The 13,396-nt window shown below is 67.8% G+C and carries 10 protein-coding genes; 4 read left to right on the top strand and 6 right to left on the bottom strand.

What is annotated here, in order from left to right; all coding sequences use genetic code 11:
* Window positions 1-4 precede the first annotated feature (4 nt).
* Together ACZYZ7_RS26485 and ACZYZ7_RS26480 are read left to right on the top strand one after the other, a co-directional pair.
* Window positions 5-1,747, top strand: coding sequence for an ABC transporter permease (locus tag ACZYZ7_RS26485; RefSeq protein ID WP_450069857.1), 1,743 nt, complete (start codon window positions 5-7; stop codon window positions 1,745-1,747).
* Between the two features lie 23 nt (window positions 1,748-1,770).
* Window positions 1,771-3,123: an ABC transporter ATP-binding protein gene (locus ACZYZ7_RS26480; protein ID WP_450069856.1), complete on the top strand. Its 1,353-nt coding sequence runs from the start codon at window positions 1,771-1,773 to the stop codon at window positions 3,121-3,123.
* Here ACZYZ7_RS26480 and ACZYZ7_RS26475 read toward each other — a convergent pair.
* Genes ACZYZ7_RS26475 through ACZYZ7_RS26465 form a run of 3 tightly spaced genes read right to left on the bottom strand, consistent with a single transcriptional unit; the run spans window position 3,062 to window position 4,970 of the window.
* Complete coding sequence (locus ACZYZ7_RS26475) at window positions 3,062-3,886, bottom strand: SDR family NAD(P)-dependent oxidoreductase (protein WP_135457227.1); 825 nt, start codon at window positions 3,884-3,886, stop codon at window positions 3,062-3,064. The two genes, ACZYZ7_RS26480 and ACZYZ7_RS26475, sit on opposite strands and share 62 nt — an antisense overlap.
* Window positions 3,887-3,922: 36 nt before the next feature.
* Window positions 3,923-4,693, bottom strand: coding sequence for a class I SAM-dependent methyltransferase (locus ACZYZ7_RS26470; protein ID WP_463742183.1), 771 nt, complete (start codon window positions 4,691-4,693; stop codon window positions 3,923-3,925).
* Window positions 4,694-4,709: 16 nt separating this feature from the next.
* Entirely contained in the window at window positions 4,710-4,970 is a 261-nt protein-coding gene (locus tag ACZYZ7_RS26465; protein WP_135457225.1) for a helix-turn-helix domain-containing protein, read from the bottom strand.
* Window positions 4,971-5,039: 69 nt separating this feature from the next.
* Here ACZYZ7_RS26465 and map point away from each other — a divergent pair, with 69 nt between their 5' ends.
* Window positions 5,040-5,801, top strand: coding sequence for a type I methionyl aminopeptidase (gene map, locus ACZYZ7_RS26460; RefSeq protein WP_463742182.1), 762 nt, complete (start codon window positions 5,040-5,042; stop codon window positions 5,799-5,801).
* Between the two features lie 13 nt (window positions 5,802-5,814).
* On the opposite strand, the gene ACZYZ7_RS26455 is transcribed toward map, so the two are convergent.
* The 3 genes from ACZYZ7_RS26455 to ACZYZ7_RS26445 all read right to left on the bottom strand — a co-directional run bounded on the left by ACZYZ7_RS26455 (window position 5,815) and on the right by ACZYZ7_RS26445 (window position 11,912).
* Window positions 5,815-7,125: an MFS transporter gene (locus tag ACZYZ7_RS26455; RefSeq protein ID WP_450070157.1), complete on the bottom strand. Its 1,311-nt coding sequence runs from the start codon at window positions 7,123-7,125 to the stop codon at window positions 5,815-5,817.
* A 146-nt stretch (window positions 7,126-7,271) separates the two neighbouring features.
* The gene (locus ACZYZ7_RS26450; protein ID WP_450069853.1) at window positions 7,272-10,997 is read right to left on the bottom strand and encodes a multifunctional oxoglutarate decarboxylase/oxoglutarate dehydrogenase thiamine pyrophosphate-binding subunit/dihydrolipoyllysine-residue succinyltransferase subunit; all 3,726 of its coding nucleotides are present in this window, start codon (window positions 10,995-10,997) and stop codon (window positions 7,272-7,274) included.
* Window positions 10,998-11,141: 144 nt separating this feature from the next.
* A complete protein-coding gene (locus ACZYZ7_RS26445; protein ID WP_135457222.1) occupies window positions 11,142-11,912 on the bottom strand; it encodes a hypothetical protein in 771 nt (256 codons plus the stop codon).
* A gap of 146 nt (window positions 11,913-12,058) precedes the next feature.
* On the opposite strand from ACZYZ7_RS26445, the gene ACZYZ7_RS26440 reads away from it, so the two are divergent.
* Window positions 12,059-13,357 (top strand): multidrug effflux MFS transporter, encoded by a 1,299-nt coding sequence (locus tag ACZYZ7_RS26440; RefSeq protein WP_135457221.1) that lies wholly within the window; start codon window positions 12,059-12,061, stop codon window positions 13,355-13,357.
* Window positions 13,358-13,396: the final 39 nt, after the last annotated feature.

The following is a 13,396-nucleotide window of genomic DNA, read 5'->3' as shown; positions in this document are numbered from 1 at the left end:
CGATATGGCTGTGACACAAACCTTTCCGACCCGCGGCGCTCTGTCGCGACCGTCCCGCAGCGTGGCTGCCGACGTGCTGGTGTTCGTCGGCGCGGCCGCGGTGCTGTGGGTGGTCGTGCGGCTCGTGCAGAGCGCCGCAGTGCCGTGGCAGGTGACCTCCGCCCCGTCCTCGGTGTCCACCGATCTGGCGAATCTGCCGTACTACGCGGGCCGGTCGCTGTTGCGCATGTTCGCCGCGCTCGGGCTGTCGCTGGTGTTCACCTTCGTCTACGCCACCGCCGCGGCACGCTTGCGGCGGGCCGAGAAGGTGCTGATCCCACTGCTGGACATCCTGCAGTCGGTGCCGATCCTGGGCTTCTTATCGATCACCATCACCGGCTTCATCGCGTTGTTCCCGGGCTCGGAGCTCGGGCTGGAATGCGCCGCGATCTTCGCGATCTTCACGTCGCAGGCCTGGAACATGACGTTCTCGTTCTACTACTCGCTGAAATCGCAGCCGCGTGAGCTGGATGAGGCCTGTCGTCTGCTGAGACTGTCTCGGTGGCAACGGTTCTGGCGGGCGGATCTGCCCGGCGGCATGATCCCGCTGGTGTGGAACGGCATGATGAGTTTCGGCGGCGGCTGGTTCTTCCTCACCGCGGCCGAGGCGCTCAGCGTCAACAACCACGAATTCGCGTTGCCGGGTATCGGCGCGTTCGTCGCCGCCGCGAGCGACGCAGGTGAACTGAACAAGGTGCTGGTGGCGATCTCGGTGATGATCGTGATGGTGGTCGGGGTGAACGTGCTGTTCTGGCGCCCGCTCACGGCCTGGGTGGAACGGTTCCGGATGGAGGATTCCGAGGCGGCGCAGGCGCCGCGCAGTATCACCCTGGACGTGTTGCGCCGGTCGAATGTCTCGCGCCTGGTGGGACGTCCGCTCGGTTTTCTGGTCTACCCGATGGATCGGGTGATGTCGGTGTTCGGCGTCGCCGAGCGCCCACTACGGACCGCGATGGCCCGGCGCCGGTTGGGGGACTGGGTGTTCGGGGTCGTTCTGGCGGTACTCATCGGGTACGGCTGCTACCGCGCGATCGGTTTCATCTCGAGCACCGTCGGTCTCGGCGAGGTCGGCGATGCACTGCTACTCGGGCTGGCAACCTTTGCCCGGGTCGTGGTGCTGGTGGCGGTCGCGACCGCGATCTGGGTTCCGGTGGGGGTGTGGATCGGATTGAACCCCAAGGTGTCCCGGCTGGCGCAACCGGTGGTCCAGGTGCTGGCGTCGTTTCCGGCGAACTTCCTGTTCCCTCTGGTCACCGCGGTGTTGCTGTTCACCGGCATCAGCCTGAACATCGGCGGCATCCTGTTGATGGCACTCGGTGCGCAGTGGTACATCCTGTTCAATGTCATCGCGGGGGCCAGCGCGATCCCCAACGACCTGCGCGAGGCCGCCGCCAATCTCCGGCTACCGCGAATGCTCTGGTGGCGCAAGCTGATTCTTCCCGCGATCTTCCCGAGCTATGTCACGGGCGGCATCACTGCCGCGGGCGGGGCCTGGAATGCGTCGATCGTGGCCGAGGTGGTCAGCTTCAACGGCACCACGCTGACCGCAACCGGTCTGGGTGCCTACATCACCCATGCGACCGCGGCAGGCGACGGCGGCCGCATCCTCGTCGGCGTGATCGTCATGAGCATGTACGTGGTCGCGACCAACCGGCTGTTCTGGCGTCGCCTGTACACCTTGTCCGAACGCCGATTCTCCTTGTCCTGAAACGAAATCCGATGGAGGTTCCCATGACCGACAACGTACTGGTCAGCGTCGACGGCGTGAGCAAGAGTTTCACCGGGTCGGCCGGTGACTCCCTGCTGGTGCTCGACGACATCAAGCTGGACCTGCGGGCCCGCGAGGTCGTCGCACTGCTGGGCCGCTCCGGCTCCGGCAAGTCGACCCTGCTGCGCACGATCGCCGGCCTGATCGCCCCGACGAGCGGCTCCGTCCGTTATCGCGGCACCGAGCTCAACGGCGCGAATCCAGGCACCGCCATGGTGTTCCAGACGTTCGCGCTGATGCCGTGGCTGACCGTGCAGGACAATGTCGAGCTCGGCCTGGCCGCCCGCGGTGTGTCGCCGTCACGGCGGCGGGCGCAGGCCCTGGCCGCGATCGACATGATCGGCCTGGACGGGTTCGAATCGGCTTATCCGAAGGAGCTTTCCGGCGGCATGCGGCAGCGGGTCGGGTTCGCCAGGGCGCTGGTGCTGGAGCCGGATCTGCTGTTGATGGACGAGCCGTTCTCCGCGCTGGACGTGCTGACCGCCGAGAACCTGCGCACCGAGCTGATGGCGCTGTGGACCGGAGGGCAGTTCCCGACCCAGGCGATCTGCCTGGTGACCCACAACATCGAGGAGGCCGTGCTGCTCGCCGATCGGGTCATCGTGCTGGACGCCAACCCCGGCCGGATCCGCGCCGAGGTCAGCGTGGACCTGGCCCGGCCCAGAGACCGCCGCGCTCCGGCGTTCGAGGCGCTGGTCGACAAGCTCTACGAGCTGTTGACCGGTACCGAATCCGGTGCGGCGCGGCCCGAATCCACCGAGGCGACCCCGACGAGCGTCCCGCTGCCGGATGCCACCGTCGGCGGCCTGGCCGGGCTGGTCGAGATCGTCTACGCCAGAGGCGGGAAAGCCGACCTGCCCGACATCGCCACCGAACTCAACTTCGAGATCGACGACCTGCTGCCGCTCGTGGACGCCGCGGCCATGCTCGGGATGTTGCACGTGCGCCACGGGGACCTCGAATTGACGGTTACCGGAGGTGAATTCACCACCGCCGACATCCAGTCGAGCAAGCGGATCTTCGCCGAGCAAGCGCGCACGCGGGCGCCGTTGGTCCGCACCATCTGCACCGCGCTGGGTACCAGCTCCGATGGAAACCTGCGGGCCGGGTTCTTCCTGGATCTGCTCCGGCGTGGGTTCGGTCCGGACGACGCCCAGCGCCAACTCGACATCGCGATCGACTGGGGTCGCTACGGCGAGCTGTTCGACTACGACACCGACAGCGACCAGATCTCGGCAGATCCAGTGGCCGGCGTCAGCGCGGGATCATCCGACCCATCGCGGAGGCGAACAGCTTCTGGTAGCCGGAGCCGGTGATCCGCACGATGACGTCGAGGATCTTGGCGTCGGCCCCGACCAGCACGCGCGCCTTGTCCTTGCGCACGGCCTCGAGGATGATCGTGGCGGCGCGCTGGGGAGTGGTGTTGGCCAGCTGCCGATCGAAGGTTTCCGCGAGCGCCTTCTGGTCCAGTCCCTCGGCGACGGTGGCATTGCGCGCGATGGCGGTCTTGATCCCGCCCGGGTGCACACACGTCACCTTGACCGGATGCTTGGCCAGGGCCATTTCCTGACGCAGGGCCTCGGTGAAGCCGCGCACCGCGAACTTGGCCGAGTTGTAGGCGGCTTGGCCGGGAACCGAGAAGATGCCGAACAGGCTGGAGACGTTGATGACGTGCCCGTCGCCGGAGGCGATCAGGTGCGGCAGGAAGGCCTTGGTGCCGTTGACGACGCCCCAATAGTCGACGTCCATCACCCGCTCGATGTCCTTGAACTGGCTGATCTCGACGTCGCCGCTGAATGCGATGCCTGCGTTGTTGTAGATCTGGTTGACCTTGCCGAAGTGCTCCTTGACAGCGTCGGCGTAGAGCAGGAAAGCCTCGCGCTCGGTGACGTCGAGCCGGTCGGTCTTGACCTCGGCGCCGATCGCCTTGAGGCGTTCCTCGGTGACGGCCAGGCCTTCGGTGTCGACGTCGCTGATCGCCAATTTGGCGCCCGAGCGTCCCAGCTCGATGGCCAGAGCCTGTCCGATGCCTGATCCGGCGCCGGTTACGACGGCGACCTTTCCGGCGAAGCCTTCCATGCCCACTCCCTTGTGTCGTTCGACCTTTTGTCGAGATTAGCCGGTACCCGCGGTCTCGCGTTCGTCGGCTGGCTTGGTGGCGGTCACGAGGTGAGTTCCCACATAAGGGCCGCCCCACCACATCCGCCAGCCGAGATTTCGTCGCCGCACGTCTTGCCAGCCGATGGCGCGCAACCGGTCGGTGTGGCGCCGGGTGTCCCAGATATCGGCGATCGCCAGTCGCCCACCGGGGCGCAACACCCGGGCGGCCTCATCGAGTGCGCGGGACCGGCCGGCGCGATCCGGGATGTTGTGAATGGCCAGGCTGCTGACGATGACGTCGACGCTGGCATCGTCGAACGGCAGCGCGGTCATGTCGCCGGTGTGTACCTCGACCCTGTCGGCGACGCCCTCGGCTGCCGCGTTGGCCAGAGTCTGCTCCGGCGAGTTGCCGGTCTGATCGGCACGCCACAGGTCGACGCCCAGGGCGCGTCCGTCCGGTAGCCGTTTGGCCGCGGCGTGCAGCACCGCGCCGCGCCCGCAGCCGAGATCGAGCAGCGTCTCATCGCCCCGCAGGGCCAGGTCGTCGAGGATGTCGCGCCACACCGCGAACTTCCCGCGCCGCGTGGCGTGCACGAACAATCCGACGGTGGTCGCCAGCAACGCGGCCAAACCCCCTGCGAGCCAGCCGGTTCGGTGTCGACCGCGAACGATGCCGATGATCGCCGTGATCAGCAGGCCGATGAACGCGCCGCCGGCGATCGCGGCCTGGTTGCGTGCCGACACCTTGTTGTAATCGCCGTCGAATCCGTAATCCGGGGAGTCCATTTCTCCCACGGTAGGGCTATGACGCCGCCGCGCGCACCGGCCGCCATACCTGCGCCAGGGCCTCCAGCGGAATTCCGAGGGCGTCGCTCAGTCCGACGACCGTGCCGAACGCGGGGGAGGGCAGCCGGCCGGTCTCGATCTTGCGCAGGGTCTCCGGGGAGATGCCGGCATGTTCGGCCACCTCGTCGAGCGAGCGGGCGCCCCGGGCGGCGCGCAGGGTCTCGCCGAGCCGTCGGCCGGCTGCGATCTGTGCGGGTGTGAGCGGGGTGCGGACCACGGCTCCACGGTAGCGCCGGTATTTATATACCGCTAGTGTTGGTATTTAAATACCGAGGAAGGTGTAGACATGATCGAGCTGAAGACCGACGCCGAGATCGAGAAGATGCGGGTCACCGGGCGGTTCGTGGCCGAGGTGCTCAGCGAGCTGAGTGGGCTCGTCGCGATCGGAGTGAACCTGCTCGACCTCGAACACCACGCCCGCGACATGGTCAAAAGCCGCGGCGCCGAGTCCTGCTACTGGGACTACGACCCGTCGTTCGGCAAAGGTCCGTTCCGCAACGTCATCTGCCTGTCGGTCAACGACGCTGTGCTGCATGGCCTTCCGCATGACTACCGGCTGTGCGACGGCGATGTGCTCAGCATGGACTTCGCGGTGTCCATCGACGGTTGGGTGGCTGACGCGGCGCGCACCGTGATCGTCGGAACCCCCGCGGCCGCCGACGTGCGACTGGTCCGGGCCACCGAGGAGGCGCTGGCCGCCGGAACGGCCGAAGCACGGCCGGGTAACCGGCTCGGCGACATCTCGGCCGCCATCGGCGCCGTCGCGGCCGACTATGGCTACCCGGTCAACCTCGAATTCGGTGGGCACGGGCTGGGCCGGACCATGCATGAGGACCCGCACGTGCCCAACCGCGGCAATCCGGGCCGCGGCATGAAGTTGCGGGCGGGGATGACGCTGGCGCTCGAACCGTGGCTTGCCGCCGGCACCAACCGCATCGTCTACGACCGCGACGGGTGGACCATCCGATCGGCCGACGGCTCCCGTACCGCCCACACCGAGAACACCGTGGCGATCACCGAGTCCGGCCCGCTGGTACTGACGTGCTGACTCTTGCTGCCGCCTAGTGCTCGGGGCGCAGCAACAGTGTCGCGACGACGCTGATCACCGCGGTGGCCACCAGGTACCCGCACGCCAACCAGGGGGTGCCGCCGCCCGCCGCGATCAACGCCGTCAGGATCAGCGGGGTCAGGCCAGAGGCGTAGACCCCGGAGAGCTGATACACCGTCGACAGCCCCGTGTAGCGGGTGCGGGTCGGGAACAGTGACGCGTACAGCGTGCCCTGCGCGCCGTAGAACCAGGCGTGAATGACCCCGAACGCCAACAACATTCCCACCGCGTACGCCACGATGTTGCCGGTGCCGAACAACGCGAACGCCGGGAACACCACGACCGCGTACGCGGCGATGCCCGACGCGTAGACGGCCTTCGGGCTGAACCGGTCGGCCAGCAGACCCGACACCGGCAGCAGCACCGCCATGAGCAGCGCTGCCGCGGTCACCACGGTCAGGACGGGCACCTTGCCCAGGTGCAGGGTCGCGGTGGCATACGAGATGGTGAACACGCCCCAGGTGTTGAACGCGGCGCCCTCGCCCCAGCGTGACAAGAGGCCCAGCACGGTCGAGCGCAGCGTCGGGGGACGGAAGATCTCCTTCACGGGGACCGCCGAGCGTTCGTCGTCGTCGCGCAGCTTCTCGAACGCCGGGGTCTCGGCCACCCGGAACCGCACCACGACGCCGAAGATCACCAGCACGACGCTGAACAGGAACGCGATCCGCCACCCGTAGGCCTGGAACGCCTCGGCCGACAGCCACAGCTGCAACAGCACGAACACTCCGGTGCCGAGCGCCAGGCCCAGCGCCAGCCCGACCTGGGGGATGCTCCCGAACAATCCGCGGCGATGACGAGGGCTGTGCTCGACGGCCAGCAGCACCGCGCCGGCCCACTCACCGCCGAGGGCGAATCCCTGAACCACGCGCAACACCAGAAGCAGGATCGGCGCCAGCACACCGATCTGCGCCGCGGTGGGCAGCACACCCATCAACGCGGTGGCCGTGCCCATCAGCAGCATCGTCAGGGCGAGCGTCTTCTTGCGGCCGATCCGGTCGCCGATGTGACCGAAGACGAATCCGCCGATGGGCCGGACCAGGAACCCGACCGCGAACGTGGCGAACGCCAGCATCGTGCCGACGAAAGAGCTCTGGTCCGGGAAGAAGGTGTGGTTGAACACCAGGCTCGCGGCCGTGGCGTACAGGAAGAAGTCGTACCACTCGATCGTCGTCCCGAGCACGCTGGCCAGGACCGCGGTGCGCACCGTGGCGGGATTGGTGGGTGTCGCTGGGCCCGTCTGGGCGGGGGCGGCGACGGGCGTCAATGTCACCCTAGTTGTCTAGTTAGCGCCACTCGCCCCGCCCAGCGTTGTGCGCACCCTGATCGAAACCCGCCCCGAAAGAAGCGAAATGGTCGCTACCGTCGTGCGGCAGCGACCATTTCGTTGACTTCGGAGATCAGGGAAGCTGGTTACCCGAAGGCCAGATCGATGATCTCCTGCTGTTCGACGGCATGTACCTTCGACGACCCCGAGGACGGAGCCGACATCGCGCGCCGCGAGATCCGCCTGATCGGGGTGAAGTAGTCCGGCAGCACCTCGGGCAGGGTCAGGCCCAGTGACGGCCATGCACCCTGGTTGGCCGGCTCCTCCTGTACCCAGAACTTCTCCGTGGCGTTCGGGTAGCGGTCCAGAGTCTCCGCCAGCCGGCGCCGCGGCAGCGGGGCGAGCTGTTCGAGACGCACGATCGCGACGTCCTCACGGTTGTCCTTGGCCTTGCGTGCCGCCAGGTCGTAATAGATCTTGCCGCTGCACAACAGGACCCGGGTGACCTTGCTGCGGTCGCCCTCACCATCGGTGTAGGAGGCTTCCTCCAGCACCGAGCGGAACTTGTTCTCGGTGAAGTCCCGGATGTCGCTGACGGCGGCCTTGTTGCGCAGCATCGACTTCGGGGTGAAGACGATCAGCGGACGCTGGATGCCGTCGAGGCCGTGGCGGCGCAACAGGTGGAAGTAGTTCGCCGGGGTCGACGGCACCGCGATGGTCATCGAACCCTCGGCCCACAGCTGCAGGAAGCGCTCGATGCGGCCCGACGTGTGGTCGGGGCCCTGGCCCTCGTGGCCGTGCGGCAGCAGCAGCACGACGTCGGACAGCTGACCCCACTTGGCCTCACCGGAGCTGATGAACTCATCGATGATCGACTGGGCGCCGTTGACGAAGTCGCCGAACTGGGCCTCCCACAACACCATTGCGTCCGGGTTGCCCACCGAGTAGCCGTATTCGAAGCCCACCGCGGCGTACTCCGACAGCGCCGAGTTGTACACCAGGAGCTTGCCGCCGGTCGGGGTGCCGTCGGTGCTCGTGGCCAGCAGCTGCAGCGGGGTGAACTCCTCGCCGGTCTTGCGGTCGACGATGACGGCGTGGCGCTGGGTGAACGTGCCGCGCTGGGTGTCCTGGCCGCTCAACCGGACCAGCTTGCCCTCCGAGATGAGCGACCCGAGCGCGAGCAGCTCGGCGAATGCCCAGTCGACCTTGCCTTCGTAGGCCATCTCCCGGCGCTTCTCCAGCACCGGCTTGACGCGCGGGTGCACGGTGAACCCGTCCGGCAGGGCCAGGTGGGCATCGCCGATCCGGGCCAGCAGCGACTTGTCCACCGCGGTGGCCAGCCGCTGCGGGATCTGCTGGTCGGACTCGACGGACTCGCTGGGTTCGGCGGCGTGCTTCTCCAGTTCGCGCACCTCGTTGAACACCCGCTCGAGCTGGCCCTGGTAGTCGCGCAGGGCGTCCTCGGCCTCTTTCATCGAGATGTCGCCGCGGCCGATCAGGGCCTCGGTGTAGGCCTTGCGGGAGCCGCGCTTGGTGTCGATGACGTCGTACATGTACGGCTGGGTCATCGACGGGTCGTCGCCTTCGTTGTGTCCGCGGCGGCGGTAGCACAGCATGTCGATGACGACGTCCTTCTTGAACGCCTGGCGGAAGTCCACGGCCAGCCGCGCCACCCAGGCGCAGGCCTCCGGGTCGTCGCCGTTGACGTGGAAGATCGGCGCACCGATCATCTTGGCGACGTCGGTGCAGTACTCGCTGGAGCGCGAATCCGTTGGCGCCGTGGTGAACCCGATCTGGTTGTTGACCACGATGTGGACGGTGCCGCCGGTCGTGTAACCGTTGAGCAGCGCGAGGTTCAGCGTCTCGGCGACCACGCCCTGGCCGGCGAATGCCGCGTCGCCGTGCAACATCAGCGGGACGACGGGGTACTCACCGGAGACGTCGGCGTCCCTGCTGCCGTCCAGTAGATCCTGCTTGGCTCGGACCAGGCCCTCGAGCACCGGGTCGACCGCTTCGAGGTGCGACGGGTTGGCGGTCAGCGACACCTGAATGTCGTTGTCGCCGAACATCTGGATGTAGTTGCCGGATGCGCCGAGGTGGTATTTCACGTCGCCGGAGCCATGCGCCTGCGACGGGTTCAGGTTGCCCTCGAACTCGGTGAAGATCTGGCTGTAGGGCTTGCCGACGATGTTGGCCAGCACATTGAGCCGGCCGCGGTGTGGCATGCCGATGACGACCTCGTCGAGCGCGTGCTCGGCGCACTGGTCGATCGCGGCGTCCATCATCGGGATGACGGTCTCTGCACCTTCGAGCGAGAAGCGCTTCTGCCCAACGTATTTGGTTTGCAGGAAGGTCTCGAACGCCTCGGCCGCATTGAGCTTGCTCAGAATGTACTTCTGCTCGGCGACGGTCGGCTTGTCATGCTTGATCTCGACGCGTTCCTGCAGCCAGCGTTGCTGCTCGGGCTCGAGGATGTGGGTGTACTCCACGCCGATGTGGCGGCAGTACGCATCCCGCAGCACCGACAGCACATCGCGCAGCTTCATGTGTTGCTTGCCGGAGAACCCGTCCACCTTGAACTCGCGGTCCAGGTCCCACAGCGTCAGCCCGTGGGTGTTGACGTCGAGGTCCGGGTGACTGCGGAACCGGGTGTTGTCCAGCCGCAGCGGGTCGATGTCGGCCATCAGGTGGCCGCGGTTGCGGTAGGCCGCAATCAGTTCGATGACGCGTGCGTTCTTGTCGGCGATGGAGTCCGGGTTGTCCGTGCGCCAGCGCACCGGCTCGTACGGGATGCCGAGTTCGCGGAAGATCTCGTCGAAGAACTCGTCGTCCAGCAGCAACTGGTGGATGGTGCGCAGGAAGTCACCCGACTCCGCGCCCTGGATGATGCGGTGGTCATACGTCGAGGTCAGGGTGATCAGCTTGCCGATGCCCAGGTCGGCGATGCGTTCCTCGCTGGCGCCCTGGAACTCGGCCGGGTACTCCATGGCGCCGGCACCGATGATGGCGCCCTGGCCCTGCATGAGCCGCGGCACCGAGTGCACGGTGCCGATGGTGCCCGGGTTGGTCAGCGAGATCGTCACGCCGGAGAAGTCCTCGGCGGTCAGCTTGCCGTCGCGGGCCCGCCGCACGATGTCCTCGTATGCTGCGATGAACTGGCCGAAATGCATGGTCTCGCAGCGCTTGATCGCGGCCACGACCAGTGAGCGGCTGCCGTCCTTGCCGGGCAGGTCGATGGCCAGGCCCAGATTCGTGTGGGCCGGCGTGACCGCGGCGGGCTTGCCGTTGGCCTCGGCGAAGTACCGGTTCATGTTCGGGAACTTCTTGACCGCCTGCACGATGGCGTAGCCGAGCAGGTGGGTGAAGCTGACCTTGCCGCCGCGGGTGCGCTTGAGGTGGTTGTTGATGACGACGCGGTTGTCGATCATCAGCTTGGCCGGGATGGCCCGCACGCTCGTCGCGGTGGGCACCTCCAGCGAAGCGTTCATGTTCTTGACGACGGCTGCTGCCGCGCCGCGCAGCACCTGCGTCTCGTCGCCCTCGGCCGCGGTGGGAGCGGCCGGCGCAGCCTTGGCCGGAGCCGCTTTTGCCGGAGGCTTCGCGGGCGCCGCCGGAGCGGCGGTTGCCGGAGCGGCCGCCGCAGGCGCGGCCGGAGTTGCTGCCGGCGCAGCCGGCGCTGCTGGCGCTGCCGGCGCTGCCGGCGCCGTCGACTGACCGTTGGCGACGGTGTTGTCGGTGGTGGGCTCAGGGGAGTAGTCGACCAGAAATTCGTGCCAACTCGGATCCACCGAAGAGGGATCCTCGCGGAACTTGCGATACATCTCCTCGACCAACCACTCGTTCTGCCCGAATGGTGAAGGTGAACTGCTCACGGCAGACACTCGCCTCGATTCTTATGTCCGGCTCGCCGTCACAAGGAGGCTTGCCGCTTGTGTTTCTTCTGTGGGCGGTTGACCCCGCTCGACCGCCGCATAAAGGCTATCGCCTTTCGGCGCGACCCGAGGTCGGCATGGGCCTCAGGACTTTGCGGACGGCAGTACATGCAGCGTTGCAGGCCACCGCGGCGGGGGCGCGCCGAACGCCTGGCGGGCGTTGGCGACGATCTTCTTACCCATCAGCCGGTTGCCGACACCGCCGATGACAGCACCGATACCCACCGGCAGCATCTTGCCGAAAGCCATCGCGCCGCGCTTGAGCGTATACCGCTTGACGAAGTACTTGACCAGCCGGGAGTTGAGCTGCGAGACGGCGGGCAACGGTAGGGTCGCGGCACCGTCGGACAGCCATGCGCCGCTGGTGCGTCCGGTGCCCAGGAGGTCGGCGATGGCGTGCTTGCTGTCATCGCCGACGAGCACCGAGAGCACCAGGGCGCGGCGCCGTTCGCGGTGGTCGGCGGGGATGCCGTGGACCTCGGCGACCGCCAGCACGAACACCGACGTGGCTTCGAGGAACACGACTGTCTCGCCGGCGACGGCCGACAGGGCCACCAGGGTCCCGATGCCCGGGAACGCCGCCGCGGAGCCGACGGCGGCACCGCTGGCCATCACTGCGGCCAGGTAGTGCTTCTCGAGCCGGGTGACGATCTGGGCCGGGGTGGCATCGGGCTGGTTGCTGCGCAGCCGATCCACGTACGCCTTGACCGCGGGCGCCTGGACCCGTGAGCTGCCCTCGATGATGGTCGAGAGCACCCTGGCGGCGGCGCTGGGATCTTCGGACGCCTCGACCGTCGCAGGCAGTTGTGGCTTGGACCGCGCACGCACTTCGGGGCCTCCCAGGTGTGAACCCATCGTTGACTGCCAGGCTAACGCGTGACCTGACGCCGGGAGAACGAACGACGACCGGCTGCGGGTGCCCGAGGGTGACGGCTGTCACTGCGTACGTCCGCCGGACGTGACGGGGAACAAAAAACTCAAATGCGGGGCTGTTCAACTTCATGGCATCATCGCCCGACGTGGGGCAGGCAGCATCGGCAACAGCGCACACTCGGATGCCGGGCCGGATCCGGATGATCCTGGTGCTGGGCGCCCTGGTGGCGCTGGGGCCGCTGACCATCGACATGTATCTGCCGGCGCTGCCCCGGATCGCCGACGAGCTCTCGGTCTCCTCCTCGGTGTCGCAGTTGACGCTCACCGGCACCCTGGCCGGCCTGGCACTCGGCCAGCTGATCGTCGGCCCGCTGTCCGATTCGCTGGGCCGCAGGCGTCCCTTGATGGCGGGCATCGTGCTGCACATGGTGGCCTCGGTGCTGTGTGTACTGGCGCCCAACATCGCGATCCTCGGGCTGGCCCGCGGACTGCAGGGCATGGGTGCGGCGGCCGCCTCGGTGGTGGCCATCGCCGTGGTCGGTGACCTCTACAGCGGCACGGCGGCGGCGACGGTGATGTCGCGGTTGATGCTGGTGCTCGGGGTGGCTCCGGTGCTGGCCCCGTCGTTGGGCGCGGCGGTGCTGTTGCACGGGTCCTGGCACTGGGTCTTCGTCGCGTTGGTGGTGGCGGCCGGCGGACTGTTGGTGATGGCTGCGCTCGCCCTGCCCGAGACGCTGCCGGTTTCGCACCGGCGCCCGCTGGCGGTGGGCGGCATCATCGGCACCTACGTCGAGCTTCTGCGTGACTCGCGGTTCGTGATCCTGGTGCTGGTCGCCGCGCTGGGCATGTCCGGGCTGTTCGCCTACATCTCGGCCGCGCCGTTCGTCCTGCAGGGCCATTACGGTCTGGACCAGCAGGCGTTCGCGCTGGTGTTCGCCGCGGGCGCCATCGCGCTGATCGGCTCCACACAGTTCAACGTGGTGTTGCTGCGCCGGTTCTCGCCGCAGGCCATCACGGTGGCGGCGCTGACCTGGTCGACGCTGGCCGGCGTGGTGTTCGTCGCACTGACCGTCGCGCACGTGGGCGGGCTGTCCGCGTTCTTGGTGCCGGTGCTGGCGATCCTGGCCGGGATGGGCCTGGTGCTTCCCAATGCCCCGGCGGTGGCGCTGTCGCGCCATCCCGACGCTGCCGGAACGGCGGCCGCGCTGCTGGGCGCGGCGCAGTTCGGGCTCGGTGCCGCGGTGGCACCCGCGATCGGGGCCCTGGGCAACGGTGCGCCGGCGTTGTCGTGGGTGATGACGGCCGGCATGGCGATCGCCTTGGCGGCGCTGCTGATGGTGGGCCGGCGTAACGGTGACGACGATGCCGGCGAATACCCAGGCGACACGCTCGACGTCGCTCCGGAGGCGGTTGTCGAGCCGGCCTGACCCGTCCCGGGTAGCGTCGGCTGGGCGCGCCAACAACCC

The organism is Mycobacterium sp. IDUB_17 (genome assembly GCF_055419465.1).
Note: the sequence above shows the minus strand (reverse complement) of the source record. Positions and strands in the feature narration are given on the sequence as shown.

Excerpts from the sequence above, each read along its gene's own strand:
- ACZYZ7_RS26440 (WP_135457221.1), top strand. The coding sequence starts at position 12,059 with ATGGCATCATCGCCCGACGTGGGGCAGGCAGCATCGGCAACAGCGCAC.
- ACZYZ7_RS26445 (WP_135457222.1), bottom strand. The coding sequence starts at position 11,912 with ATGGGTTCACACCTGGGAGGCCCCGAAGTGCGTGCGCGGTCCAAGCCA.
- ACZYZ7_RS26480 (WP_450069856.1), top strand. The coding sequence starts at position 1,771 with ATGACCGACAACGTACTGGTCAGCGTCGACGGCGTGAGCAAGAGTTTC.
- ACZYZ7_RS26485 (WP_450069857.1), top strand. The coding sequence starts at position 5 with ATGGCTGTGACACAAACCTTTCCGACCCGCGGCGCTCTGTCGCGACCG.
- map (WP_463742182.1), top strand. The coding sequence starts at position 5,040 with ATGATCGAGCTGAAGACCGACGCCGAGATCGAGAAGATGCGGGTCACC.
- ACZYZ7_RS26470 (WP_463742183.1), bottom strand. The coding sequence starts at position 4,693 with ATGGACTCCCCGGATTACGGATTCGACGGCGATTACAACAAGGTGTCG.
- ACZYZ7_RS26475 (WP_135457227.1), bottom strand. The coding sequence starts at position 3,886 with ATGGAAGGCTTCGCCGGAAAGGTCGCCGTCGTAACCGGCGCCGGATCA.